Origin of the sequence: Corynebacterium sp. HMSC069E04 (assembly GCF_001813175.1) — a bacterium.
GTDB lineage: Bacteria > Actinomycetota > Actinomycetes > Mycobacteriales > Mycobacteriaceae > Corynebacterium > Corynebacterium aurimucosum.
In genome coordinates this window covers 1-24750 of sequence record NZ_KV811627.1, presented here as the reverse complement: position 1 = coordinate 24750, position 24750 = coordinate 1, and the positions used below count along the sequence as shown (strand labels likewise).

Annotated in this window: 22 protein-coding genes and 1 tRNA gene; 15 read left to right on the top strand and 8 right to left on the bottom strand. The window is 61.3% G+C overall.

Annotated elements, in window-relative coordinates:
- Nucleotides 1-284 precede the first annotated feature (284 nt).
- Nucleotides 285-2099, bottom strand: coding sequence for a 2-isopropylmalate synthase (gene leuA / locus HMPREF2896_RS01080; RefSeq protein WP_070717020.1), 1815 nt, complete (start codon nucleotides 2097-2099; stop codon nucleotides 285-287).
- Between the two features lie 271 nt (nucleotides 2100-2370).
- On the opposite strand from leuA, the gene HMPREF2896_RS01075 reads away from it, so the two are divergent.
- Entirely contained in the window at nucleotides 2371-3573 is a 1203-nt protein-coding gene (locus HMPREF2896_RS01075) for a mannosyltransferase family protein (protein WP_070717017.1), read from the top strand.
- Here the strand turns inward: HMPREF2896_RS01075 and HMPREF2896_RS01070 are convergent.
- Nucleotides 3570-4442 carry a DMT family transporter gene (locus tag HMPREF2896_RS01070; protein WP_070645414.1) on the bottom strand — a complete coding sequence of 291 codons (873 nt, stop codon included), beginning with the start codon at nucleotides 4440-4442 and terminating at the stop codon, nucleotides 3570-3572. The genes HMPREF2896_RS01075 and HMPREF2896_RS01070 overlap by 4 nt on opposite strands.
- Nucleotides 4443-4588: 146 nt before the next feature.
- On the opposite strand from HMPREF2896_RS01070, the gene HMPREF2896_RS01065 reads away from it, so the two are divergent.
- Together HMPREF2896_RS01065 and HMPREF2896_RS01060 are read left to right on the top strand one after the other, a co-directional pair.
- On the top strand, nucleotides 4589-5854 hold the full coding sequence (locus tag HMPREF2896_RS01065) for an aspartate kinase (RefSeq protein ID WP_070444232.1): 1266 nt from the start codon (nucleotides 4589-4591) through the stop codon (nucleotides 5852-5854).
- A gap of 19 nt (nucleotides 5855-5873) precedes the next feature.
- Complete coding sequence (locus HMPREF2896_RS01060; RefSeq protein WP_070444230.1) at nucleotides 5874-6911, top strand: aspartate-semialdehyde dehydrogenase; 1038 nt, start codon at nucleotides 5874-5876, stop codon at nucleotides 6909-6911.
- 99 nt (nucleotides 6912-7010) lie between these two features.
- On the opposite strand, the gene HMPREF2896_RS01055 is transcribed toward HMPREF2896_RS01060, so the two are convergent.
- Entirely contained in the window at nucleotides 7011-8333 is a 1323-nt protein-coding gene (locus tag HMPREF2896_RS01055) for a YkvI family membrane protein (protein ID WP_070444228.1), read from the bottom strand.
- A 277-nt stretch (nucleotides 8334-8610) separates the two neighbouring features.
- Nucleotides 8611-9159: an RNA polymerase sigma factor gene (locus HMPREF2896_RS01050; protein WP_070444226.1), complete on the bottom strand. Its 549-nt coding sequence runs from the start codon at nucleotides 9157-9159 to the stop codon at nucleotides 8611-8613.
- A 173-nt stretch (nucleotides 9160-9332) separates the two neighbouring features.
- Here HMPREF2896_RS01050 and HMPREF2896_RS01045 point away from each other — a divergent pair, with 173 nt between their 5' ends.
- The 3 genes from HMPREF2896_RS01045 (at nucleotide 9333) to HMPREF2896_RS01035 (ending at nucleotide 14236) form a co-directional block, all read left to right on the top strand.
- Nucleotides 9333-10889, top strand: a complete 1557-nt coding sequence (locus HMPREF2896_RS01045) for a catalase (protein ID WP_070717014.1) — start codon at nucleotides 9333-9335, stop codon at nucleotides 10887-10889.
- Between the two features lie 129 nt (nucleotides 10890-11018).
- Nucleotides 11019-12470: a hypothetical protein gene (locus HMPREF2896_RS01040; RefSeq protein WP_070717011.1), complete on the top strand. Its 1452-nt coding sequence runs from the start codon at nucleotides 11019-11021 to the stop codon at nucleotides 12468-12470.
- Nucleotides 12471-13036: 566 nt separating this feature from the next.
- Entirely contained in the window at nucleotides 13037-14236 is a 1200-nt protein-coding gene (locus HMPREF2896_RS01035) for a hypothetical protein (protein WP_246823955.1), read from the top strand.
- A 78-nt stretch (nucleotides 14237-14314) separates the two neighbouring features.
- On the opposite strand, the gene HMPREF2896_RS01030 is transcribed toward HMPREF2896_RS01035, so the two are convergent.
- Nucleotides 14315-14391 (bottom strand) — tRNA-Pro (locus tag HMPREF2896_RS01030).
- 81 nt (nucleotides 14392-14472) lie between these two features.
- The gene (locus HMPREF2896_RS01025) at nucleotides 14473-15378 is read right to left on the bottom strand and encodes a metallophosphoesterase (RefSeq protein ID WP_070444218.1); all 906 of its coding nucleotides are present in this window, start codon (nucleotides 15376-15378) and stop codon (nucleotides 14473-14475) included.
- A 42-nt stretch (nucleotides 15379-15420) separates the two neighbouring features.
- Here HMPREF2896_RS01025 and HMPREF2896_RS01020 point away from each other — a divergent pair, with 42 nt between their 5' ends.
- The gene (locus tag HMPREF2896_RS01020) at nucleotides 15421-15885 is read left to right on the top strand and encodes a GatB/YqeY domain-containing protein (RefSeq protein WP_010189970.1); all 465 of its coding nucleotides are present in this window, start codon (nucleotides 15421-15423) and stop codon (nucleotides 15883-15885) included.
- A 95-nt stretch (nucleotides 15886-15980) separates the two neighbouring features.
- Here the strand turns inward: HMPREF2896_RS01020 and HMPREF2896_RS01015 are convergent, their stop codons facing one another.
- On the bottom strand, nucleotides 15981-18425 hold the full coding sequence (locus HMPREF2896_RS01015; RefSeq protein WP_246823954.1) for a transglycosylase domain-containing protein: 2445 nt from the start codon (nucleotides 18423-18425) through the stop codon (nucleotides 15981-15983).
- A gap of 214 nt (nucleotides 18426-18639) precedes the next feature.
- Here HMPREF2896_RS01015 and HMPREF2896_RS01010 point away from each other — a divergent pair, with 214 nt between their 5' ends.
- The 4 genes from HMPREF2896_RS01010 to HMPREF2896_RS01000 are packed head-to-tail and all read left to right on the top strand — an operon-like array spanning nucleotide 18640 to nucleotide 20403.
- Nucleotides 18640-18939 carry a WhiB family transcriptional regulator gene (locus HMPREF2896_RS01010; protein ID WP_070444216.1) on the top strand — a complete coding sequence of 100 codons (300 nt, stop codon included), beginning with the start codon at nucleotides 18640-18642 and terminating at the stop codon, nucleotides 18937-18939.
- 13 nt (nucleotides 18940-18952) lie between these two features.
- The gene (locus HMPREF2896_RS12600; RefSeq protein WP_010189965.1) at nucleotides 18953-19114 is read left to right on the top strand and encodes a Sp36 family protein; all 162 of its coding nucleotides are present in this window, start codon (nucleotides 18953-18955) and stop codon (nucleotides 19112-19114) included.
- A complete protein-coding gene (locus HMPREF2896_RS01005) occupies nucleotides 19114-19572 on the top strand; it encodes a RidA family protein (protein ID WP_010189964.1) in 459 nt (152 codons plus the stop codon). The genes HMPREF2896_RS12600 and HMPREF2896_RS01005 overlap by 1 nt, the downstream gene beginning before the upstream one ends.
- 18 nt (nucleotides 19573-19590) lie before the next feature.
- The gene (locus HMPREF2896_RS01000) at nucleotides 19591-20403 is read left to right on the top strand and encodes an MBL fold metallo-hydrolase (protein ID WP_070645401.1); all 813 of its coding nucleotides are present in this window, start codon (nucleotides 19591-19593) and stop codon (nucleotides 20401-20403) included.
- A 97-nt stretch (nucleotides 20404-20500) separates the two neighbouring features.
- On the opposite strand, the gene glxR is transcribed toward HMPREF2896_RS01000, so the two are convergent.
- Entirely contained in the window at nucleotides 20501-21184 is a 684-nt protein-coding gene (gene glxR, locus HMPREF2896_RS00995; RefSeq protein WP_010189962.1) for a CRP-like cAMP-activated global transcriptional regulator GlxR, read from the bottom strand.
- 291 nt (nucleotides 21185-21475) lie between these two features.
- Between glxR and nth the strand changes: the two genes are divergently transcribed.
- From nth to HMPREF2896_RS00975, 4 genes are read left to right on the top strand one after another with little or no spacing between them, the layout of a single operon-like run.
- Complete coding sequence (gene nth / locus HMPREF2896_RS00990) at nucleotides 21476-22135, top strand: endonuclease III (RefSeq protein WP_246823953.1); 660 nt, start codon at nucleotides 21476-21478, stop codon at nucleotides 22133-22135.
- A 9-nt stretch (nucleotides 22136-22144) separates the two neighbouring features.
- Nucleotides 22145-22714: a TlpA family protein disulfide reductase gene (locus HMPREF2896_RS00985; protein ID WP_070444213.1), complete on the top strand. Its 570-nt coding sequence runs from the start codon at nucleotides 22145-22147 to the stop codon at nucleotides 22712-22714.
- Complete coding sequence (locus HMPREF2896_RS00980) at nucleotides 22711-23388, top strand: NUDIX hydrolase (protein WP_070645397.1); 678 nt, start codon at nucleotides 22711-22713, stop codon at nucleotides 23386-23388. The genes HMPREF2896_RS00985 and HMPREF2896_RS00980 overlap by 4 nt, the downstream gene beginning before the upstream one ends.
- Nucleotides 23389-23425: 37 nt before the next feature.
- Nucleotides 23426-24613, top strand: a complete 1188-nt coding sequence (locus tag HMPREF2896_RS00975) for a MarP family serine protease (protein ID WP_070645395.1) — start codon at nucleotides 23426-23428, stop codon at nucleotides 24611-24613.
- The last annotated feature ends 137 nt before the right edge of the window (nucleotides 24614-24750 follow it).

Below are 24750 nucleotides of genomic sequence, written 5' to 3'. Positions count from 1 at the left end.
CGTGCGCAGTAGGGAATGTCGTAGCGTGGACTTAAATCCATTTAACCGCACAAGATGCTCAAATTGTTCTTGTGAAAAATTATCTTTGTTGATTATATAACTCGCCGTGGTGGGCTACAACAGTGCATATCCAGCACAGCGTTGCAAGGGGAAACATTAGCAAAAGAGATTGTGCTGGGGATTATACGCAAAGGAGGAGGTCGGGTGATGAGGCCGAGCTCCTCCTTCTTCTTCTTCTTCTGCTGCTGCTGCTTCTTCCGGCTGGTCGGCGGATGTGGTCAGCGTTAGTCCGCGCGGTTGACGGCAGAGGTAATCGCGTTGATGGACGCGCGCGTCGTGGAGACGGCGATGCCGGCACCCCATACCTGGGCGCCGTTGACTTCGGCGGCAATGTAGCAGGCTGCCTCCGCATCGTCACCGGAGGTGCGGGACTGCTGGGAGTAGTCGATGACCTCAAAATCAATTCCGACATCCTCCAAGGCATTAGCGTATGCGGCGATAGGGCCGTTGCCGGTGCCTGAGACGATGCGCTTTTCACCGTTGAAGACGATGGTTGCGGTTACCTTGGCATCCTCATCCTCCGTGGTGGAGTTGTCCACCTGGAAGGAGACCAGCTCCAGCGGGGAAGTGCGCTCCAGGAATTCGTTGGCAAAGATGTCCCACATGTTCTTGGAGTTGACCTCGCCGCCCTCGGCATCGGTCACCGCTTGGACCACGGAGGAGAACTCCGCCTGCATGGCGCGTGGCATGTTGATGCCGTGATCGGTCTTCATGATGTAAGCAACGCCGCCCTTGCCGGACTGCGAGTTGACGCGAATGACCGCCTGGTAATCGCGGCCGACATCCTTCGGATCGATGGGCAGGTAGGGGACTTCCCAGGTGGTTTCCTGCAGCTCTTCCCAAGAAACCTCGGTGTTGTTCGCGCCTGGGCGCACCTCCTGTGCCAGGGCGTCCAGGCCCTTGTTGATGGCGTCCTGGTGCGAGCCGGAGAAGGCCGTAAATACCAGTTCGCCGCCGTAGGGGTGGCGCTCCGGTACGCGCAGCTGGTTGCAGTATTCCACGGTCTCGCGGATCTTCGGCAGATCGGAGAAGTCGATCTGCGGATCCACTCCCTGGGTCAGCATGTTCAGTCCCAGGGTAACGATGTCCACGTTGCCGGTGCGCTCACCATTGCCGAACAGACAGCCCTCGATGCGGTCTGCACCGGCCATGTAGCCCAGCTCAGCGGCGGCGATGCCTTCGCCGCGGTCGTTGTGGGGGTGCAGGGACATGATGATGGAATCACGTCGAGCAAAGTTGCGGTGCATCCACTCGATCTGGTCGGCGTAAACGTTCGGGCTGATCATCTCAACGGTGGAAGGCAGGTTGATGATCATGGGGTTTTCTGGAGTTGCCTCCATGATGTCGACAACGGCATCGCAGACCTCAACAGCAAAGTCCAGTTCGGTTCCTGTGAAGGATTCCGGCGAGTATTCCCAGCGCCAGTTGGTGTCCGGGTAATCCTTGGCAATGCTCTTGATGAGCTCCGCAGCGTCCGTTGCCAGCTTCTTAATGGCCGGGCGGTCCTTGCGGAAGACCACGCGGCGTTGCAGCTTCGAGGTGGAGTTGTAGAAGTGCACGATGACGTTCTTTGCGCCTTGGCATGCCTCGAAAGTGCGGCGGATCAGGTGCTCGCGGGCCTGTACCAGGACCTGAATGGTGACGTCTTCCGGAATCTTGTTGCCCTCGATAATCTCGCGAACGAAGTCGAAATCCGTCTGAGAGGCGGAAGGAAAGCCCACCTCGATTTCCTTGTAACCCATCGTGACCAGCAGGTCGAACATGCGGTGCTTGCGCTCGGGGCTCATCGGGTCAATGAGGGCCTGGTTGCCGTCGCGCAGGTCCACCGCGCACCACTGCGGAGCCACGGTGATTTTCTTATCCGGCCACGTGCGGTCAGGCAGGCTAACCGGCTCGACCTCTTCGGCGAAGCTCTGGTAGCGGTGAACTGGCATCGAGGAACCGCGCTGTTTGTTCCAGGCAGGTTGGTTGTCATTGCGCGGGCCGGCTGGGGTGGTGATTTCGCGGGGAGCGGAGATGAAAGAATCGTTGGGGGACATAGTGTTGGTCTCTTCCTTATGTGAGGCGTGTGTTTCGCTGTGTCGCTGTGATGAGCAACTGTGGAGCGAATCGTGGGGAACGGCCAGCTGCGGTGTGTGTTGGCATCACCACGCTCCGCGACGGGGCGCTGGCCGTAAAGCTACAAACCTAAATCCCGCCGCGGCTACTAAGGAGAAGAGTGTGCCGCAAAGTCATGTGAGCCACAATACAACGCTTCTCATTGTGTGGCAACTGATTTCACATATTGGGACGTGGTGCGGTGTGGATAGGATGTGTGGCGTGCACGAAGAAAACTCCACAAAGACGAGACCGGAACCTCGGGCGGATACCGCAGTAGAAGGCGCCCTATCAGCTGCTGCCTCCCCGGCAGGTGCGCAGGGGAGGCTAGCGCTTCTGTCGGTTGCTGTGCTGGTCGCGGTTGTCGGCACCGCAGTGCGTATCACTGTTCTCGGCGTCATTGCCGCCGTTAATGAACAGGAAATGTGGGATCGGCTCACAGCCTGGGATTCCAAGTACTACCTGGAAATCGCACGCGCGGGGTATTTCGACGCCGACATCAACACGGATGGCCCGGTCCATGAAATCACTATGGCTTTCTTTCCGGGCTTTCCCATGCTGCTGCGGGTGCTGGGCTGGACTGGAATCAGTCTGGAGATAGCCGCGCTCATTGTTAACACCGTGCTTACTGCAGTCATGGCCGCCGGAGTCATTGTTTTGGCGCGGCGCGTGGGTGCGCAGCGTCGTGGGCAATGTGCAGCGGCCCTCGTGGTGAGCAGCGCACCGATGTCTATCGTATTTTCGATGCCCTATACCGAGGCCCTTTTCGGTGCCCTCGTGGTGTGGGGGCTTATAGCCTTAGATGATCACGCCTGGTGGCGTGCAGCGGCATTCGGCTTCGCCTTATCCTTCGTTCGGTTGACCTCCGTCGACTTCCTCGCCGTCTTTGCTCTGTGGGTGCTCATTTATGGGCGGCGCTCCTGGCAGGCGTGGCTTGGTGTCGTCGTCGCAGCGCTCCCGCTACCGGCATATCTACTGTGGACGCAGCGTTATTTGGCAGATGCTGGTGGCTACTTCGGGATTCAAACTGAGCATTGGAATTCCACCTTTGATGGCGGTGTGGCAACCGTGCAGTTCGTGTGGGAAACCCTGACTGAGAACAACGACGTGGGCTACCTGCTCACCACCCTGGTGATCGTGGGCGTTCCTGTGCTGCTGGTGGCAGCATGGGGGAGGGTTACCCCGGTGGCCTGGTGGTTTAGTGCTGCGCTTTGCGCGAATGTGCTGCTTTCCGACGGCATCATGCACTCGCGCCCGCGTCTCCTCCTGCCCGCCATTATCTTGATCCTGCCGTGGGTTGTGCGAGCGGCTAGTGCCCTGCGGCCGCGCGTGCTGTGGGCTGCCTGTGGTGCATGGGTCCTGTGGTCAGCGTGGTTCTCCGCGTATATGCTGGTGGTCTTTGAGTGGGCGATCTAGCGCGGGCTTTGCTCCGCGCGCTGAGTGCTTCCCGGGTTGACCGGAACGCGCGATAAGACGATCGTCGCCGAGATCATGATGATGAGTGAAGCGCCCATCACGCACCATCCCGCAACGCTCTCGACCTGAAATTTTTCACCCAGGACCCAGTAGCCTAAGCCGAAAGCCACGATGGGCTCCATGATGGTCATGGCGGGAAGGGAGTGCGCCAAGGCACCGGCGTGGAAGGAATACTGCTGGATGACCGTGCCGGAAGCCGCCAGTCCGATGAGTGCGTATAGCTCCCAACTGGCTAGCAATGTTGCGATGCCTTGGTGGGAGAGGACGTCAACCACCGCTTTTGCTACGAGCGCCACGTAGCCGTAGAGGATGCCGCAGGCGGCGCCGAGTGCCAGCGCGGATTCCTCCGGCCGGTTATAGGCCGCCACAAAGAGCGCGGTGAGTGTCAGCGCGCCGAGGGCGAAGGCGGGCCACCATTGGGACCAGGTGGGCGTCGTCAAGCCTGCGGTGGGGCGCCCGTAGACCACCATGATGCTCACTGCGATGGTCAGCGTCAGGCACCAGAAGATCTCCCGCGGCGGCATCGGCCGGCGGGAATACCACGCAGCAAGCGGCAGCGTGAACATGAGGGATAGGACAAGGATGGGCTGCACGATGAGCAGTGTGCCGAAATGGAGCGCGATGAGCTGCAAGGCATAGGCGACAATGGCGGCACCGGTGCCAACCCACCACAGGGGCGTGCGAATTGCAGTGCGCATGACGCTGCGGGAGCTGGCGTCCAACACGATGCGGTGGCGTATGACAGTTCCCCAGGCCACGACTAGTGCCGAGGCCAGTGCGAACGCAATGGCGACCAGGTTTGAAAACACTGTTTCTACCCTACCTGGAATTAATACCCAGTACGTGTTTCGATGGTAGCCAAAGGGCGGTAGGCTAAAGGAGTTGACTGCCGGTCTATAGGTATTGGGCGGTGAACAGATATTGGCCCTCACAGACAGGAAAGGTGGGACCATCAGTGGCCCTAGTCGTACAGAAATACGGGGGATCCTCCCTCGAAAGCGCAGAGCGCATTCGCGCGGTGGCGGAGCGCATTGTGGCGACGAAGAAACAGGGCAACGACGTGGTTGTCGTGTGCTCCGCCATGGGGGATACCACCGATGAACTCCTAGACCTTGCGGCCCAGGTCAATCCCGTCCCGCCGCAGCGCGAGATGGACATGTTGCTGACTGCCGGCGAGCGCATCTCCAATGCGCTCGTTGCCATGGCGGTGGAGTCCTTGGGCGCGCAGGCTCAATCCTTCACCGGCTCCCAGGCCGGCGTGCTCACCACCGAGCGCCACGGAAACGCCCGCATTGTCGACGTCACCCCGGGCCGCCTTACCGAAGCGCTGGAAGAAGGCAAGATCTGCATCGTTGCGGGTTTCCAGGGTGTCAATAAGGAATCGCGTGATGTCACCACCCTCGGCCGCGGCGGTTCAGATACCACCGCGGTGGCGCTGGCGGCAGCACTTAAGGCCGATGTGTGTGAGATTTACTCCGATGTCGACGGCGTCTACACCGCCGACCCTCGCATCGTCCATAACGCCAAGAAACTCGACCAGCTTTCCTTTGAAGAGATGTTGGAACTGGCGGCCGTCGGCTCCAAGATTCTGGTCCTGCGCAGCGTCGAGTACGCTCGCGCGTTCAACGTTCCCCTTCGAGTTCGCTCGTCTTATTCAACCGACCCCGGCACGCTGATTGCCGGATCAATGGAGGATATCCCCGTGGAAGAAGCAGTACTTACCGGTATCGCCACCGACCGTTCCGAGGCCAAGGTCACCGTTTTGGGCATTCCGGACCGCCCCGGCGAGGCAGCTAAGGTCTTCCGCACCATCGCGGACGCTGAGATCAACATCGACATGGTGCTGCAAAACGTCTCCTCCCTGGAGTCCGGCACCACCGACATCACCTTCACCTGCCCGCGCTCCGATGGCCCGAAGGCAATGGAGATCCTGGCCAAGCTCAAGGAGGAGGGCCACTGGGCCAACGTGCTGTACGACGACCAGGTGGGCAAGGTCTCCCTCGTCGGCGCAGGCATGAAGTCCCACCCGGGTGTCACCGCCGACTTCACGGAAGCGTTGCGTGATGCTGGGGTCAACATGGAGCTCATTTCCACCTCCGAGATTCGCATCTCCGTGCTGACCCGCGAGGCCGATCTCGATAAGGCAGCCATTGCTTTGCATGAGAAGTTCCAGCTGGGTGGCGAGGAAGAGGCCACCGTTTATGCTGGTACCGGACGCTAAAGTTTAAGGAGTTAAGGTCATGACCACTGTTGCAGTTGTAGGCGCCACCGGCCAGGTCGGCCGCGTGATGCGCACCCTCTTGGAGGAGCGCAACTTCCCGGCCGATACGGTTCGCTTCTTTGCCTCCGCGCGTTCGGCGGGCCAGGAGCTCACCTTCCGCGAGGAGAAGATTGTCGTGGAAGATTTGGCGGAGCAGACCGTTGAAAGCCTTGCTGGGATTGACGTCGCTGTGTTTTCCGCCGGCGGCGCTACCTCGAAGGAGTATGCCCCTCTCTTCGCCGAGGCCGGTGCCATCGTGGTGGATAACTCCTCTGCGTGGCGCAAGGACCCGGATGTTCCGCTCATCGTCTCGGAAGTGAACCCGCAGGAAAAGGGCAACACCCCGAAGGGCATTATCGCGAACCCGAACTGCACGACCATGGCGATCATGCCGGTCACGAAGGCGCTTCACGACGCCGCCGGTCTCACCACCATGCGCGTCGCCTCCTACCAGGCCGTTTCCGGTTCCGGCTTGGCAGGCGTGGAAACCCTGGTTAAGCAGGTAGCGTCCATCGGTGACCGCAGCGTGGAGCTCGTCCACGATGGCTCGGCGCTCGAGGTCTCCGAGGAGGATCTGGGCCCCTACGTCGCCCCGATTGCGTATAACGCGCTGCCGCTGGCTGGCAACCTCGTCGATGATGGCACGGAAGAAACTGACGAGGAGCAGAAGCTGCGCAACGAGTCCCGCAAGATCCTGGGCATCCCGGAGCTGAAGGTCTCTGGCACCTGCGTGCGCATCCCGGTATTCACCGGTCACACCATGGTGGTGCACGCGGAGTTCGAGAAGCCGATTACCCCGGAGCAGGCCCGCGAGGTGCTGTCCTCTGCGCCGGGCGTCAAGGTCGTCGATGTGCCGACCCCGCTGGCGGCAGCAGGCATCGACCTTTCCCTGGTTGGGCGCATCCGCCAAGACCAGACGGTGGAAGATAACAAGGGTCTCATCTTCGTTGTTTCCGGCGATAACCTGCGCAAGGGCGCCGCGCTCAACACCATTCAGATTGCGGAGCTGCTAGTTTAAAGGCAAAGCTGCAGCGAGTTTTAGAACCCGCATAAATAAGAAAAGTCCGCCCCAGATATCACTCTGGGAGCGGACTTTTCTTCTGTCAGCGGGGAAACGCTAGTCCTTCGGGACCTCGGGCTTGGTGTGCTCCACAAAGGTCACGGATGGATCCGGGTCCTCGCGGTCGTATTCAATCTCATCGTCAGCTTCGAGTTCTTCATGGATCTCATCGGCGACGGTGGAGACAAACTCTTCAGTTTCCATGTTGGAGGCCGCTGCCAGCTTGCGCAGCTCGCGCTCGTTCTTCTTGGTGAAGTGCTCGCGCGGGTCCAGGCGGCGCTTGACCAGGGTGCGGGCGCGCACGCGGCGGTCAGACTCAGAGGTGATCTTGTCACGCTGGGTAATCCACGTGATGACCATGACGGCAATCATGAGCAGGCCGATCCAGCCCAGAATCGGGTAGACACTGGAGACCAGTTGCTTGAAGCCGATGAAAGAGAGGATGAAGCCGACGACACAGGCGCCTGCGTAGACAGGGTAGAAGAGCTTCGGCTTCTTACGGGTGAGGCGCTTGCCCATGGCGTAGAACATGCCGATGGCGGTGTTGAAGACCATGCCATAGATGATGAACGTCATGAAGTAACCCAGGATTGGGTTCACGTTATTGATCAGCGAGAGTACCGGCAGGTCCTGCTCGTGAACGTCCGGGGCCACCATGTAGAGAGAGACCACGAGGAGAGCGAGCAGGAGCAGGTAGAAGAAGCCACCGATGAGGCCGCCGATGCCTACAGCGCGGTTATCCAGGATGTTGCCGCCGATGACGATGGACATCGACACCGCACACATAACGTTGAGGCCGGTGTAGTTCAGCGCTGCCAGCCACCAGTTGTTGAGGGGACTCTCCACGTTGTTGATGGCATAGTCATTGGCCCAGGACCAATCCACGTCGGTCACGATGATGGTGTAGCCGGTGGCCAGGACCACGAAGAAAATGATGAAAGGCGTAATCGCGCCGATAACAGAACTGACTTTATCCACGTCAAGGAGACCCACCAGCAGGACGAGCACGAGCATGACGGCGCCGCCCACCCAGATCGGCACGCCCTCGAATTGCTGGCTGATAGTGGAGCCACCACCGGCGAACATGACGAAGCCGATGGAGAACAGCGTGGCCAAGGTTCCCCAGTCCAAAATTCGGGAGACGATGGGACCAGTGATCCTGTCGTAGACAGCCGTGTGTTCGTCAGCCTGGAAGTAGGATCCGAGCTGCAGAATCGACACGCCGGTAATGATCATGAGGGCGGCAGCAAGCACAACGCCCCACAGGCCCTTGTTTCCGAAGGCCACGAAGTACTGGACTGCTTCCTGGCCCGATGCAAAGCCGGCGCCGACGACGACGCCGATGAAGGCCATAGAGATGGCCACTGCGCGTTTCCACATAAAGTAAAGATGTCTCTCAATCTCACACGCGCCGGGGGATGCCATCACTACCCAAGGTGTGGTGCGGGCAATTGGGAAAGCCTCGCGGGCCCGGTTCGACTATCGATTTATCACGTGTGCCTCGAAAAAGATTAGGTGTGTTCGATAGGTATTTTCCAGCTGGGGCTGCGGTTTCCTTAAGGATAGGCAGTGGCGGGGGTGTCAGAACTTGCCGTTTGGCGCATGTAGATGCAGGTTCTGTGACCAGCCGCACCCATTTGTAACGGCTCGATAACGATTAGCCGCGTTGGTCGATTAAGTCCTTGCGGGCGCGGGCCACGCGGGAGCGGATAGTGCCCACGCGGACCCCGGCGATCTTCGCGGCCTCCTCGTAGGTATAGCCCAGAACTTGGGTCAGGATGAGGGCTTCGCGGCGGTCTTCTGGGAGGGCGTCGATAAGCGCGCGGGCGTCGATCCACTCGCTCCACGTTCCGGCGTTTTCGGGAGTCGCAGCAAGGGCGGCGGCATCCTCGTACTCGGTGCTGGACTTGCGTGGGCGGGCCATGTCGTGGCGGATGTTGTCTACCCATACGCGGCGAGCAAGCGAAAGCAGCCATGTGCGCGCTGAGGAACGGGCGGCGAAGCGGGGGAGTGCGCCGATGACGCGCAGATATGTCTCTTGGGTGAGATCGTCTGCGATGTCGGGGCCGCCGAGGTGGGCGAGTAAGCGCCAGACATCATCCTGGGTGGACTTGATGAACTCCGTGAGGGCTGCGCGATCGCCGCGGCCTGCCTTGAGGGCGAGGTCGGTGACGCGCGCATCGTCGCGCTCGGAGTGTCGTTTCACCTCCCATAACTTACCAGTCGGGGAGGTGGGATTTGGACACCTCGGTGTTAAGGCTATGACCTCTGGCAACCTTAAAAACTGTTGCGCAGGTCATTTTTTATGGGTAGTCTATGAAAGGTCCGTGATTGATAATGTAAAGCAAATTATCAACCGATCTAGGAGGCATTAACCCCATGACTAACGCTTCGAATGAGTCCGCGGCAGACAAGGTTCTAGACAAGGGGCAGCGCGCCCCGGGCGGCCCGAACACTACCCGCCCGTCCGGTCAGCCGGTTGCTACTGAGAACACCAGCATCACCGTTGGCCAGAACGGCCCGGTAGTGCTCAATGACATCCACCTGATTGAGAAGCTGGCGCACTTCAACCGCGAGCGCGTGCCGGAGCGCACCCCGCACGCTAAGGGCCACGGCGCTTTTGGTGAGCTGCATGTTACCGAGGATGTCTCCGCCTACACCAAGGCAAAGCTCTTCCAGAAGGGCACCGTGACCCCGATGATGGGCCGTTTCTCTACCGTTGCCGGCGAGCAGGGCTCCCCGGATACCTGGCGTGACGTCCACGGCTTCGCGCTGCGCTTCTACACTGAGGACGGCAACTACGACATCGTGGGCAACAACACCCCGGTCTTCTTCATTCGTGATGGCATCAAGTTCCCCGACTTCATCCACTCCCAGAAGCGTCTGGGCGCCAACGGCCTGCGCGATGCTGACATGCAGTGGGATTTCTGGACCCGCAACCCGGAGACCACCCACCAGGTGACCTACCTCATGGGTGACCGCGGTACCCCGAAGACCACCCGCCACCAGAACGGCTACGGCTCCCACACCTTCCAGTGGGTCAACGAGTCCGGCGATGCCTTCTGGGTGAAGTACCACTTCAAGACTCGCCAGGGTGTGGAGAACTTCACCGACGCCGAAGCCACGGAGATCGCTGGTAAGAACGCGGACTACCACCGCGAGGACCTCTACAACGCCATCGAGGAAGGCAACTTCCCGGTCTGGGACGTCAAGGTTCAGATCATGCCGGTGGCGGAGGCTGAGGAGTACCGCTTCAACCCCTTCGACCTGACCAAGACCTGGTCCAAGAAGGATTACCCGCTGGTAGATGTCGGATACTTCGTGCTCAACCGCAACCCGCGCAACTTCTTCGCACAGATTGAGCAGGTTGCCCTGGATCCCTCCAATATCGTCCCGGGCATTGGCCTGTCCCCGGATAAGATGCTGCAGGCACGCGTCTTTGCATACTCCGACCAGCAGCGCTACCGCATTGGACCGAACTACAAGCAGCTGCCGGTGAACCAGCCGCTCAACCAGGTCAACACCTATGAGCATGAGGGGCCGATGCAGTACCTGTTCAACGCTCCGGAGGATCCGGTCTACTCCCCGAACCGTCACGCCAAGGGCGGCGGCTACCTCGACGGTGATGAGAACCTGCGCTTCAAGGAGCAGGAGACCACCACCGCGCCGGACCTCTACGTAAACCCGGACCCGGCAGGTATCGACCTGGTTCGCGCGCCCTACGTCCATCACGCTGAAGACAATGACACCATACAGGCCACCGACCTGTACGAGAACGTCTACGACGATGGTGCCAAGGAGCGTCTGGCAGACAACATCACCAATGCCATGGCAGGCGTGTCCCCGGAGACCGAGGAGCGCGTTTACGCTTACTGGGATGCTGTCTCCCCGCAGCTGGGCAAGCGCGTGCGCGAGCTTTTCGCTGAAAAGGAGTAATACCACCTCAGTGAGTTAATCTCGTGGCTTCAAAAGCCCCGCCGGTCTAGTTCATTAAAGCTAGTTCCTGGCGGGGCTTTTCCGCGCGCCTGACCGCTTTTGCGCAGCGTGAACGATAGTTTCTTTTACATGACCTCACGCCTAGCCAGCCCTGCAGATGCCAACCGGAAAATTGGCGCCCGCGCTCTTATCCTCACCCTCGTGCTCATCCTGCCGCTCATCATCGGCGCGGCCGTCGCCGCCGTATCCGAATGGCAACCAGCCGAGACCTGGTCCCAGGAACAGGCGGGTGCGCCCAGCGATGGCACCATCGATCCGGCTGAGCTTTACGACGTCGCCCGAGCCCTCTCCGAAGCCAATGCCCAGGCCGGCTTCCTGGCTAATGGCGCGCAGCAGCTTGCCGATGGCACCGGCGAGCTGCAGGATGGCGCCGGTGAGCTCGGCGGCGGAGTAGACAAGCTGGCTGGCGGCTCGCAAGAGCTTTATGACGGGCTTGTGCAGCTGCAGTCCGGCACCGCGCAGCTGGGCAACGGTGCTACTGAGCTGGCTGACGGCGTCGGCGGAGCCGTCGACCAAGTCATCGGTCTCGGGGTGGTTCGCGGACAGATCCTGCAGGCAATCGACGGCACCCTCAAAGACCTGGAAGGGAATAACTCGGCGGAGGCAAAGAACATCCGCGCGCAGCTCGGTGATCTGCGCAGCCAAGTGGAGAACTTCCAATTTGATCAGTCCATTCAGGACCAACTGACGCAGTTGAAGGATGGCTCGCGCGAGCTTTCCAACCAGTTGTCCGTGAGCGGCTATGCCTATCACGATGGTGTCTACCAAGCCACGGAGGGCGCACAACAGCTCAATGCTGGCATTGGCGAGCTCAATGCCAAGGTCGATGAGGCTCTTAAGGGCGTGGACAAGCTTGTGGAAGGAGCAGAAAAGGTCGACGGCATGGCCAAGCAGAATCAGACCAAGGTGCAGGGAGCGCAGCGTGCGATGCCGACCGTCGCCGGGCCCGCTGAGGCCGGTGCCGAGCCCGCTCAGCTGCTGAGCCCCATCGTCGCTATGCTCCTTGCGGCTATTGCGGTTCTGGGCGGGGGCGTTATTGGTGCTCTGCTCACGCGTGTCGACCGCCGTATCCTCGTGCTGCTCGGCGGAGCGGTGCTCATCGGTGTTGTCGTGGGCCTGCTCGTGGCTCTTTTGGCTACCGGCGTGACCGCGGCCGCGGTGGCCTGGGCGGGGCTTGCGGCGGCGGGGGCTGGGGTGGCGTCGGCAAGCATGGTGTTCGCGCTGGTGCGCTGGCTTGGTGCGGGCGGCTGGTTCCTGGGAAGTGTGCTTGCTGTCGCACAGGTCGGCGTCGTGGGATGGGCGTGGAAGGCGGCGTCGACCGGCACCGATCTCAACGCCGCGATGAGCGCGCTCGTGCACCTCTTCCCCATGCAATGGGCAACCTCCGCCATTACCGTGGCGGGCAATGGTGGGCAGTCCCCGCAGCTGTGGACAGCCCTGGCTATTTTGGGGGTGATCGCGGTCGCGGCCTTCGTGCTCGTAGGCGCACCCGCCGGGCGGGAAGGCAAAGAAAAGGCCTAGCTCACAGGTCTGCGGACGGCACATCGCATAAGTGTCAAGATACGTTACGTGCATTTCCAGATTTTGCTACCGCTGTGAATGAAAAGAGTGCTAGAGTGAGAGGCGCTCACAAAGCCTACTTAGGGGGTAGGCAAACGGTTTCTCCAATCCGTTGTGAGTGATAGGGAATAGGGGCGACGCGGCTGCTGTAGGGGCACCGCGTCGTTTCCAATTGTGGGGGTAAAGTTGGCGGAAACGACCGCTCCGGAATTGGAGGCTCACCGTGACCGACTCCCGCGATATCAAACCTTTTGCTGCCAGCCGCGGCCCCAAAATAACCTCCGTTGGCGCGATTATTGGTACGGCCCTGGTGGGCGGGTTGCTGCTTGGGGGAATCGGTGTGGGTACGAGCTTGGCGGTCTTCGATGAGCCGGAGCGCTCCGATTTTCTCATGCAGCCCGCGCAGCGTGAGGTGCAGGCCGACATCATGGACCCAGACGATGTGCTTTCCCCGGAGGAAGAAGAGCGCATGCTCGGCGATGTCTCCCGGATCGCCGCCCCCGACGTGGTCCAGGGGGCTGCACTACATGGTCTTTGCCAAGAACAAAGAAAACGTCAACGACTCCGTGGAGGCGTACCTGCGCGATCATCACCCGGAGCTCATTGGCAAGGACAAGTTTGCCGATGGTCAGGTCTTCGTCGGCGTAGGCCTTGACCCGCGCCAGGCCTTCGTCTTCGCGGGTGAGGACGTGGCCGATCGGATGAAGCTGCGCAAGGGTGACAGCCATTTGGAGCAGTCCATTGAAGCCATTAAGCCGGGCGTGCGGGATGACAACATTCCCGCTGGTCTCTTTGCGGGTGCGGCGGCAGCGATCGATGTGGACCGTGCTGCGGATACCCAGTATGAGAGCGCGAAAAATGGGCGCATTGGGGCGGCCATTGGCCTGGGGGCGGCGGGACTGAGCGTTGGTGGCGCGGGCGCGGGCATCGTCGGCGGTGCTCGTCGCAGCCGGCAGAAGAAGGCGCAGCAGGCGCGCGAGGATTGGGACTACGTGTCGCAGACCTATACCGATGTGGCGCAGCGCCTGAGGGAGATCGATATCCGGGCACACTCGCTGCAATCGGGGCTGGTAGATGAGCGCCTACGTGAGGACTGGGAGGGTCTGCGCGATGACTTCCTCGCTATCGACTCCCAGGTAGGCTCGCTGATGTCGATACCGGCTGACGCGCCGGATGACCAGTTCCGCTCGCATGCCGCACCCATCGCTCACGCGCGCGAACTGTGTGAGCGCGTGGAAACCGCCGAAGTCAACATTGAAAAGCTGCGCCGAATCGAAGGCGCTGATGTCGATGCCCGCCGCTTCGAGCTCTACGAGTTGGGCAAAGACCTGGCCCAGGCAGGATACTTGGCTGCGGATATCGACTCGGCGCTTGAGCGTCACACCAAGGAGCTGGAGGACGCCGCCGTGGCCTTGTCCAAGGAGCCAAACCACCCGCAGTTCATGGAGCGCTACTTGGAGCTCTTGGACCGCACGGCGTTGCTCTCGGAGCACCTGCAGGCGCAGCTGCAGAAGCGCAACGAGGCCGATGAGCGGCCGGAGCGCACGCGTATCTATGACTCCAATTTCTTCGCCGGTTCCGGCTACCACGGCTACGTGCCCTTCTACGTTGTGAGCACCTGGGACAGCGATGCCACCACCGCCCGCGAAAGCTCCTCCAGCAGCGGTGGCGTCAATAGTGGCTTTAGCTCGGGCTTTTCCGGTTCCGGTGGTTCTTCGAGTTTCTAGGCGGGGCAGGCGGCTCTGCCCGTCGGCGCCTGCTGCTCGGTGAAAACACAAAAGAACCCGCAGTTTCCTGCGGGTTTGTGGTCGGGATAACAGGATTTGAACCTGCGACCTCTTCGTCCCGAACGAAGCGCGCTACCAAGCTGCGCCATATCCCGGTGTCTCGCTCTAAGCGGTACCGGATTACTGTAACGCACCCCAGCCTGAAAGGACAAAACGGCAGCGTGGAGGGGGTATCCCTAGGCGGCCTTCTCGGTGATGTGCAGGAGAGTGGCCGACGGGCGGCAGAACACGCGGAAGGGAACGAACTTCGAGGTGCCCAGTCCGTTGGAGACGTGCATGTACATCTCTCCGAAACGGTGCAGGCCCTCCGCGCGAACGCGGTCGATGCCACAATTGGTCACGATGGAGCGCGAGCCCGCTACCTTGAAAGGCAGGCAGAGCTGGCCGCCGTGCGTGTGCCCGGACAGGGACAGCTGGTAGCCGTCGGCGGCGAATTTCTCCAGGACGCGGGGTTCCGGGGAATGCAGTAGTGCCAGGGAAAGGTCGGCGTCCTCGTTCGGCGCACCGGCAATCTCTGAGTAGTCATCCAAGTCGTGGTGTGGGTCATCCACGCCGGCGGCAGCGAGGCGGACGTCGCCGACCTTGAACTCTACGCGGGCCTGGTTGGCGTCGTGCCAGCCGTGCTCGAGGAAGGCCGCGCGCATGCCCTTCCAGGGCAGGTTCACGTAGGAAGGTTCGTTCTTCTTCCCAACCAGGTAGTTGAAGGGATTCGGGATGCGCGGCGCCCAGTAGTCGTTGGTGCCAAAACAGAACATGCCCGGACGGCTCAGCAACGGGCCCAGGGCGCGGAGTACCTCGGGGACGGCGCGCTCGTCGGAGAGATTGTCACCGGTGTTGATCACCAAGTGCGGGTCAAGGGCATCAAGCCCCGAGACCCACTCGATTTTGGTGCGTTGGCCCGGAATCATGTGGAGGTCGGACACGTGCAGGATACGAAACTCGGACTCCTCGCGCAGCGTACCGGGCTCCAGTAGCGGCAGGGTGTACTCCTTGAGCTCGAACTTGGTGAGCTCTGAATGCGCCCATGCGGCAGTGCCCAGACCAGCGGCGGCGAGTCCGCCAAGGACAGGGTAAATCTTCACCCTCACCACACTACCTGGGCCGGCAGGCGTAGATTGAAGGGCATGAGTGAGTTGAAAGAAACTATCCGTGCTGACCTCAAGACCTCGATGAAGGCCAAGGACAAGGCCCGTACGAGCGCCATCCGTTCTCTGCTGTCTGCCATCCAGGCGGAGGAAACGACTGGTTCTCGCCATGAGATTACCGATGAGGACATCCTCAAGGTCATCGCTCGTGAGATTAAGAAGCGCCGCGAATCCGCAGAGGTCTATGCAGAAAATGGACGCCCGGAGCTGGCGGAGGAAGAGCTTGCTGACGTCCCCTTCTTCGAGGCCTACCAACCAGAGCAGCTTGACGACGACTCCCTGAACACCCTCGTCGCTGAATCTATCGCCGAGGTTGAGAAGGATTCCGGCGAGCCGGTGACCATCAAGCAGATGGGCAACGTCATGAAGGTGGCCACCGCTAAGGCCGCCGGCCGCGCCGACGGCAAGCGCCTGTCTACCGCAGTGAAGGCCGCCCTTAACTAGAGCCCGCCTTCTCGCGCGCTAGTGTTCCCGCCCTAGCGCGCCCGCTCTAGTCCGTTCTACGCTTTAGCTCGATATTCACGCTTTAGCGCTCGGCACTAGAGCCCGAAGAAGCTCCGCACGTCATTCGTGAAGCGGTCGACGTCTTCTTGGCTGAATAGCGGCTCAGACTGCGAGGGCTGGCCGCCACCAGTGCCGGCGCCGTCACCGCTTGGGGCAGGGGGTGCGCCGTAGGTGGAGTCCCAAGCTGCTTGGTCCGAGTTCGCGGAAGAGGAGTCGCTTGCGGAGCCGTCGGAAAGCTGGAGCGTGACCTCCGAACCCTTCTTTGCGCCGGATGGGCCGGTGATGACGCGAACCACTTTGCCGTAGCCCACACCGGGGGCGGGAACCTCGGTGGTTTTCACTACGAAGCCGGCCTTCTCCAGAGCGGACCGGGCTTGGCTTTCGGACTTGCCCTTCAGGCCGTCGATAAGCGGCGATACCGTACCGGAGTCGTAGGCGCGGTCATAGTCCGGCACCGTGCCCTTCTGGGCCGCGGGAACGCGCGCAGCCATCGTGTAGAAGGTTGCCGCCGGCTCTTTGCCGCCAAAGAGGTTGCCGCTGGCGCACTGGCGCACGGGGCCGGTGCACAGCGGACTCGTGGTGGTCCCGTCATTGTAGATATACGGTGCGGCAGCGACGGCCGAGTTGAAGCCCAAGAAAGCCGAGGACTGGTTGGACTCCGTGGTACCGGTCTTGGCGGCGGCCTGACCGCTGAAGCCGGCAGCGCGTGCCGAGTCGGCAGCGGTGCCCTTTTCGGTATCGGCCGTCATGTTGTTTTCCAGGGCCTTGGCTACTTCCTTGCCCACTGCGCGCTCGCACGGCGTGTGTTTGAGGTAGACCTCGTTGCCGTGGGAGTCCGTGACTTCCTCGATGGGGTTCGGCTCGCACCACATGCCTTGCGAGGCCACCGTCGCACCCACATTGGACAGCTCCAGCGCGTTCACTGCTGTGGGGCCGAGTGTGAAGGAACCCAGGTTGGATTCCTTGATGTGGTTGGCGATGGAAGTCTCGCCGTCGTAGCTGCCGGGTTCCTCATAAGAACGCAGGCCGAGCTTGACGGCGATGTCGACCAAGCGCTCGACGCCCAGTTGCTCGGTGAGCTGGATGAAAGGGGTATTGGGGGAGTAGGCCAGCGTGTCCTGCATAGTCATCGTGGGGGCATAGCTGCCGGCGTTTTCCACGCAGTACTTGTTGGGCGGGCAGTTAGCAGCGCCGCCGTATCCTAGCCCTTCCGCCTCGTAGCGCTTAGGCACAGCCAGCTTGTCCTTAATGCCGTAGCCTGCCTCCAAGGCGGCCGCGGCAGTAAAGAGCTTGAACACCGAACCGGCACCGTTGCCCACTAGCGAATTCGGCTGGGGGAGGAGGGTTTCGTTGTTGTTGAGGTCGAGCCCGTAGGTGCGCGACGAGACCATGGCCAGCACCTTGCGGGTACTGGTGCCGGGCTGGATGACGTTCATGACCTCCGCCACGCCTTCCGCATCCGGGGCGGTATGGCTGCGCACCGCGTTGAGCGCCTGGTCCTGGACATCGGGGTCAAGCGTGGTCTTGATGGTCAGGCCACCGCGTGTCAGGTGCTCGCGGTCGATGCCTTTTTCGTCGAGGTATTCCAGCACGTAGTCGCAGAAGAAACCGCGATCGCCCGCGCCGATGCAGCCATTGGCCAGGGTATCGGGGCTATCCAATACACCCAGGGGTTCCTGGGCAAAGGAATCGGCGTCCTCCTGGGAGAGGGAGCCGGTGTCGGCCATGGCCTGGAGCACCATGTTGCGGCGTTCGATGACGCCTTCCTCATTGGTGTAAGGGTTGAGATACTCCGAGGACTGCACCATGCCGGCGAGCATCGCTGCCTGCGGCACCGTGAGGTTCTCGGCACTGGTACCAAAGTAGGTGCGGGCCGCAGCCTCAACGCCATAGGCGTGGTTACCAAAGGGCACGAGGTTGAGGTAATTAGCCAGAATCTCATCCTTGGACAGCTTGGCGTCGATATCCGTGGCCATGCGCATCTCGCGCAGCTTGCGGGCTACGGACTGTTCCGTCGCGGCCTGGCGTTCCTCGTCGGTCGTTGCATTGACCAAGAGGAGATAGTTCTTTACATATTGCTGGTCCAGCGTCGATGCACCCTGGGAGACGCCGCCTGCGGACAAATTGGTCCACAAAGCGCGCAGATTGCCCTGCAGATCGACGCCTTCATGCTCATAGAAACGGCGGTCCTCGATGGCCACGACCGCTTGCTTCATGGCATCCGAGATTTCATCCGGCTGCACCGGATGGCGGCGTTGCTCGTAGATATAGGCAAGGGTGTTGCCCTTGGCATCCAAGATGGTGCTCACACCAGGGGCCTCGCCGTTGGTGAGATCCTGGATGTCCGATTGCATCGTGTCGTTCGTCCTGGCCACGGCAACGCCACTAACGCCGGCGACGGGGGCGATGGCCAGCGCGATGAGGACGCCGACCAGTGCTGTGGACAGGACGAGCTTTCCCAGGGATTTGATCACAGTCACCCTCCACACACTAGTGGTTCAGGTGCAGATCCGGGAGACCCCCCTAAAGTGTGACCTGTTAGACAGGGATACCGGTCTGTGAATAGACTTACCAATGGTACATAATATTCCGTCGAGTAGAGGGTTATTCACGATCTTCAGCTTCGACGGGGGTGAGCTTGGAAGGAGTTACCTAGCCGTGACAGTCAGTGTCAAAGGTGCAGGACGGTCCACAATGCTAAAGAATGCCTCGCTAACTTCTGAGCGTGGTGAGTGGGTTACCCAAGCTAAGTGCCGCAACGGTGACCCCGATGCACTGTTCGTGCGAGGTGCTGAGCAGCGAAAAGCTGCGGTGATTTGCCGCCACTGCCCGGTGCTCAATGAGTGCCGCGCGGATGCTCTGGATAACCGCGTGGAGTTTGGCGTGTGGGGCGGCCTCACGGAGCGCCAGCGCCGCGCGCTTCTGCGCAAGAACCCGCACATCACTAGCTGGGCCCACTACCTTGCTGAGGGTGGCGAACTCATCGGTATTTAGTAGCATTGATTCCATGACTAAATGGGAATATGCCACCGCGCCGGTTCTTACGCACGCGACGAAACAAATCCTCGATTCCTGGGGTGAGGACGGCTGGGAGCTCGTCACCATCACCCCGGGCATGAACCCGGAGAACGTTGTCGCCTATTTCAAGCGCCCTTTGGAGGAATCCTAATGGGTGCGCTTGCCCGCCTTGAAGAGCTCGGCGTCGAGCTGCCTTCCGTCGCTGTTCCTCTCGCGTCCTACATCCCGGCTACCCAGGTGGGCAACCAGGTCTGGACATCTGGCCAGCTGCCCGTTGTGGGCGGAGAATTGCCTGCCGCCGGCAAGGTCGGCGCAGAGGTAAGCCTCGACAAGGCGCAGGAATTGGCGCGCACGGCGGCGCTGAACGCATTGGCTGCAATCGATGGCCTCGTGGGGCTTGACCGCATTACCCGCGTGATAAAGGTAGTCGGTTTCGTAGCTTCGGATCCCTCTTTCACGGATCAGGCCGCAGTTATCAACGGTGCCTCGGATTTCCTCGGTGAGGTCTTCGGGGACGCTGGAATCCACGCGCGTTCTGCGGTGGGGGTAGCGGTCTTGCCGAAGGATTCCCCCGTTGAGATTGAAATCATCGTAGAAATCGCTGAGTAATCGGATAGGGTTAGAACCATGGAGCATCCTGCATATAGCCAACTGCGTCCCGTGAGCCAGTCCGTCGGTGTCGTGCTGTGTGATAACCCCAGCTACACCGCCTTGGAGGGCACCAATACGTGGATCATCCGCGCCGGAGAAGATTCCCGCGCCATTGTGGTCGATCCGGGCCCGGAGGATGAAGGTCACCTCAACGTTGTGACCGCGAAAGCGGGCGAGGTGGCGTTGATTCTTCTTACCCACCGCCACGATGATCACGCATCGGGCGCCCAGCGTCTGCGCCAGCTCACCGGCGCCCCCATCCGCTCTTTCGATCCGAATTACTGCAACGGAGGGGACGCGCTTGTCGACGGTGAAGTGATCACCGTCGACGGCATTACCCCTCAGCTTGAGGTGGTCCATACCCCGGGCCATACCGCAGATTCGACCTGCTTCTTCGTGTGGTCGGCGGAAGCGAAGAACTCCATGCTGGAGGGCATTCTGACCGGCGATACCATCGCAGGCCGCCACACCGTGCTGCTGTCTGAGACCGATGGTGATTTGGGCGCCTACCTGAAGACATTGGATCTTCTCGAAGAGCGTGGCAAGGATGTAGCGCTTTTCCCAGGGCACGGCCCGGACTTGGAGGACACCTCCGCGGTTGCCCGTAAGTACATTGACCGCCGTCACCACCGCCTGGACCAGATTAAGGAGGTCCGCGGGCGCCTTGGTGAGGATGTCGACGTCAAGACGCTCGTCGATGAGATGTATGACGACGTCGACCCGGTCCTTCGCCACGCCGCCGAGCAATCTACGCGCACTGCGCTGAAGTACCTCGCGGCTCAGAAGTAAAACACCGCATAGGAAAATCCCCCGAGAAATTCTCGGGGGATTTTGCATTGGGCCAAAGCCGCCCGGAGGCAGCATATGTAGGTTCGGCCTTGAAGACCTAGCGCGCGCGGCGGGCCAAGTGCTCGGTGTCAACGATGAGCACCGACTTGCCCTCCAAGCGGATCCACCCGCGGTGAGCGAAGGTGGCCAGCGCCTTGTTCACGGTCTCGCGGGAAGCTCCGACGAGCTGGGCGATCTCTTCCTGGGTGAGGTCGTGGTTCACGCGGAGCGCGCCACCCTCCTGTACACCGAAGCGGTTCGCCAGCTGCAGCAGGGTCTTAGCCACGCGGCCTGGAACGTCGGTGAAGATGAGGTCCGCCAGGTTGGCGTTGGTGCGGCGCAGGCGGCGGGCCAGCACGCGCAGCAGCTGCTGGGCAATCGCCGGGTGATCGGCTACCCACTGCTTGAGCATCTCAGAGTTCATCGTGGCGGCGGTAACCTCGGTGACGCACACGGCGGAAGAGGTGCGCGGGCCCGGATCGAAGATGGAGAGCTCGCCGAACATGTCGGACGGGCCCATCACGGTCAGCAGGTTCTCGCGGCCGTCCGGGGCGTGGCGGGCGAGCTTAATCTTGCCCGAGGTAATGATGTAGAGGCGGTCTCCCGGCTCACCTTCCTCAAAAATGGTGGTGCCGCGCGGGAAACGGACGGTTTCCATCTGCTCAATAAGGTTCTGTACTGCTACCGGATCGACGCCCTGGAAAATACCAGCGCGGGAGAGGATATCCTGTACGCCTTCCACTGTTACTCCTTAAAGCCTGCGCAGCCCGGAATACACTGGGACACAAGCTGGTTTGGTTTATGTTGACGCACCTAGACTCCAGTGCGCCACGAGGCACTGCACAACATCATACAGTGTAATTAGTCACTATTTCCACCAACGTGAAAAATAATCACACGCCGTGGTTAATCCTCGAAGGCCGTCGCTTCTAGCTTCTCCATGAGAATGGCAAAGAGCGCGAGGCACAGCGGCACGAAGAGGACGAGTGAAATCATGCTTCCCATTCTAACCGCCGTCACTAGAGTTACTTCTATGTCCCCTGACCTTTCCACACCGCATGACGACGATACCGAGGCAGCGCGCATTGTCCATATTCGTACAGCCCTCGCGGAGGAATATCCCGACGCCGACTGTGAGTTGGATTTCACCTCCCCGCTGGAGCTGCTCGTAGCGACGGTTCTCTCCGCGCAGTGCACGGATGCCCGTGTCAATCAGGTGACCCCGGAGCTTTTCGCTGCCTATCCCTCCGCACCGGATTACGCAGCCGCGGACCGCTCCGATCTCGAGCGCATTCTCCGCCCACTCGGCTTTCAGCGCGCGAAGGCCGGCCACTTGCTGGGCATCGGGGAGAAGCTTGTTGCGGATTTCGACGGGCAGGTGCCCCAAGGGATCGACGAGCTCACCTCCCTGCCAGGAGTTGGCCGCAAAACCGCACTGGTGGTGCGCGGAAATGCCTTTGGGCTACCGGGGATCACGGTGGACACCCACGTCACGCGCTTAAGCCAGCGGCTCGGTCTGACTGGGGCAAAGACGCCGCGGGCGATTGAGAGGGACGTCGCCAAGCGCGTGCCCGAAGAGGAGCAAACAGTGTTTTCACACCGTCTCATCCTCCACGGGCGGCGCGTGTGCACCGCCCGGAAGCCGAAGTGCGCGGCCTGCGTCCTTGCGCCATGGTGCCCGTCGCGGGGTTAAGGTGGAGCAATGAGCCAATATTCTCGGTGGCCTGGATACGTGAAGGCGAGCATCGTTGCCATTGTTGCGCTGGCAGCACTCGCATTCGTCGGCGTGGTGAATCTCCTTGAGGATGATGAGCCGGAAGTCCCTGTCCCCGAGGTACAGGAGCAAGAGGTAGCCAAGCGTCCCAAGTGCCCCGAAGGGCCGATCGCTGGTGTGGACCTTCCCTGCCTGGGCGCGGCCGGTACAGCGGCGGCCAAAGACGTCCAGATCGTCACGGTGTGGGCATGGTGGTGTGAACCGTGCCGCACGGAGCTGCCCTTCTTCGAAGACCTTGCGCGCTCGCACTCCACGTGGAATGTCGTCGGCGTGCATGCGGACGCCAACGCCGCCAACGGTGCGGCGCTTTTGAGCGATCTGCAGGTCGATATTCCCAGCTACCAGGACGAGGATGGGACCTTTGCTGGCGAGCTCGGGCTGCCGGGCGTCATCCCCATCACCCTCGTGGTGCGCGATGGCAAGGTGGAAGAGAAGTTTATTAAACCCTTTACCTCCGCCAAAGAATTGGAGGAGGCCGTCGAGGAGGTTCTTAAATGAGCCGACTGTTTCCTGCGCACGCCCCTGAGTGGCTGCACCCCGCGCTCGGGGTTGATGCCGGCAAGGTACAAGAGCACCTCATCCGTCACCTCCCGGCCGCTCGGCGCCGCCGCGAATCGGCAGTGTTGGTGCTGCTGAAGGGTACGAGTTTTGAGGATGGCGAGGTGCTGCTCACGCACCGTTCGCCCTCGATGCGCTCGCACTCCGGCCAGATTGCATTTCCTGGTGGGCGCAAGGATGAAGAGGACACTTCGCTTGTCGACGCCGCCCTGCGCGAAGCCGAAGAAGAAACCGGCCTCGACCGCTCCACCGTTACCCCTCTTGAACAGTGGGGCAAGCTAGATATCCCGGCGACCGGCAACACCGTGAGCCCTGTCTTGGCGTACTGGCATAAACCGGGCACCGTGTGGCCGGCGAGTCCGGAAGAAACCGACGACGTCTTTACCGTCCCGCTGCGGGAGCTGGTGGATCCTGCCAACCGCCTGATGGTGGGCTTTAGCCGGTGGAAGGGGCCGGCGTTTCGGACACGCGGATACCTGGTGTGGGGATTTACTGCGGGAGTGCTATCCGGGCTCATGGACCACGCGGGCTGGAGCGTGGAATGGGATAAGAATCTGGTTCATGATCTGCGTGACTCACTCGATCGCTCTTCGAATAATGAGAAGATAGGCTAGTTCTGCTCCTTTCAGCCCTTAAGAAAGTATCCCCTCTGTGTCCTTAGTCGTTGACGTTCTGATCGTGATTGCCGTGCTCCTCGCCGTGCGCGTGGGCTGGCGGCAGGGGGCTTTGGCAGCGGTCCTCGCGGCGGTGGGAATCATCGCGGGACTGGTGCTGGGAACCGTGCTGGCCCCGCTGGCGATGGGCCTGACTGACCAGGCGGCCGTGCGCTTCTTGCTGGCCGTCGGCGTGCTCATTTTGCTGGTGGGGCTGGGGCAGCTGGTGGGGACGTCGCTTGGCATGGCGCTGCGGGACCGCATGCGTACGCGGTCGGGGCAGCGCGTGGATTCGTCGATTGGCGCGGTGTTCCAAGCTGCGGCGGCCATCGTGGTGATTTGGTTGGTGTCCTTGCCCCTGGCCTCCAATTTGGGAGGCCAGCCGGGGCAGGCGCTGCGTGAATCGCGCGTGCTGAGCTCGCTGAATGCGGTGGCGCCTTCGCGCCTGGCGGCGTTGCCGAATGGCTTGGCTGCGCTCCTCAACGAGTCCGGGCTGCCGCCGTTGGTCTCGCCCTGGGAGCGTTCCGGCTCGGGCGTTGAGGTGGATGCGCCCGCGGTACATATTGGGGATCCTGAGCTCGCGGAACGCGTGCGGCCATCCGTTATCCACGTGCTGGGTGATGCCGAGGCGTGCTCGCGCCGCCTGATGGGCTCGGGCTTCGTTACGGAACCGGACTACGTCATCACGAACGCCCATGTTGTGGCGGGTACGGATAAGGTGCGTCTTGATACCGTGCTCGGGCTCAAGGAAGCGGATGTGGTTTACTACAACTCGGATGTGGACATTGCGGTGTTGCATAGCCCGGGCTTGGACCTAGAGCCGTTGCCGTGGGCGGAGCACGCGGCTGTGACGGGGGACGATGCCATCGTCTTGGGCTTCCCGCAGTCGGGTCCCTTTACTGCAGAACCGGCGCGCGTGCGCGACCGCCTTACCATCGCTGGGCCGGATATCTACTCCACGGGCCGCGTGGAGCGCGATGCCTACACGGTGCGCGGCAGCATCCGGCAGGGCAATTCCGGCGGCCCGATGATCACCCCGGAGGGCCAGGTGCTCGGCGTGGTGTTTGGTGCCTCTGTGGAGGATTCCGATACGGGCTATGCGCTCACTGCGGACGAGGTGCGCGGCCACGTGGGTGACGTCACGCAGCTTGTCGACGCCATCCCAACCGGCTCCTGCGTCGGCTAGTTCTCGCGTGCGCTTTTCTTCCCCTTGGTCGGCATTAACCCCACCTGTGAGACACTTTCTTCCCGCCCCCTTCTAAGCAGGAATTATGTTCCTCCGGTTGCGGGGTGGCTAGTGCTGTTTTAGTCTCTGTGCTCATG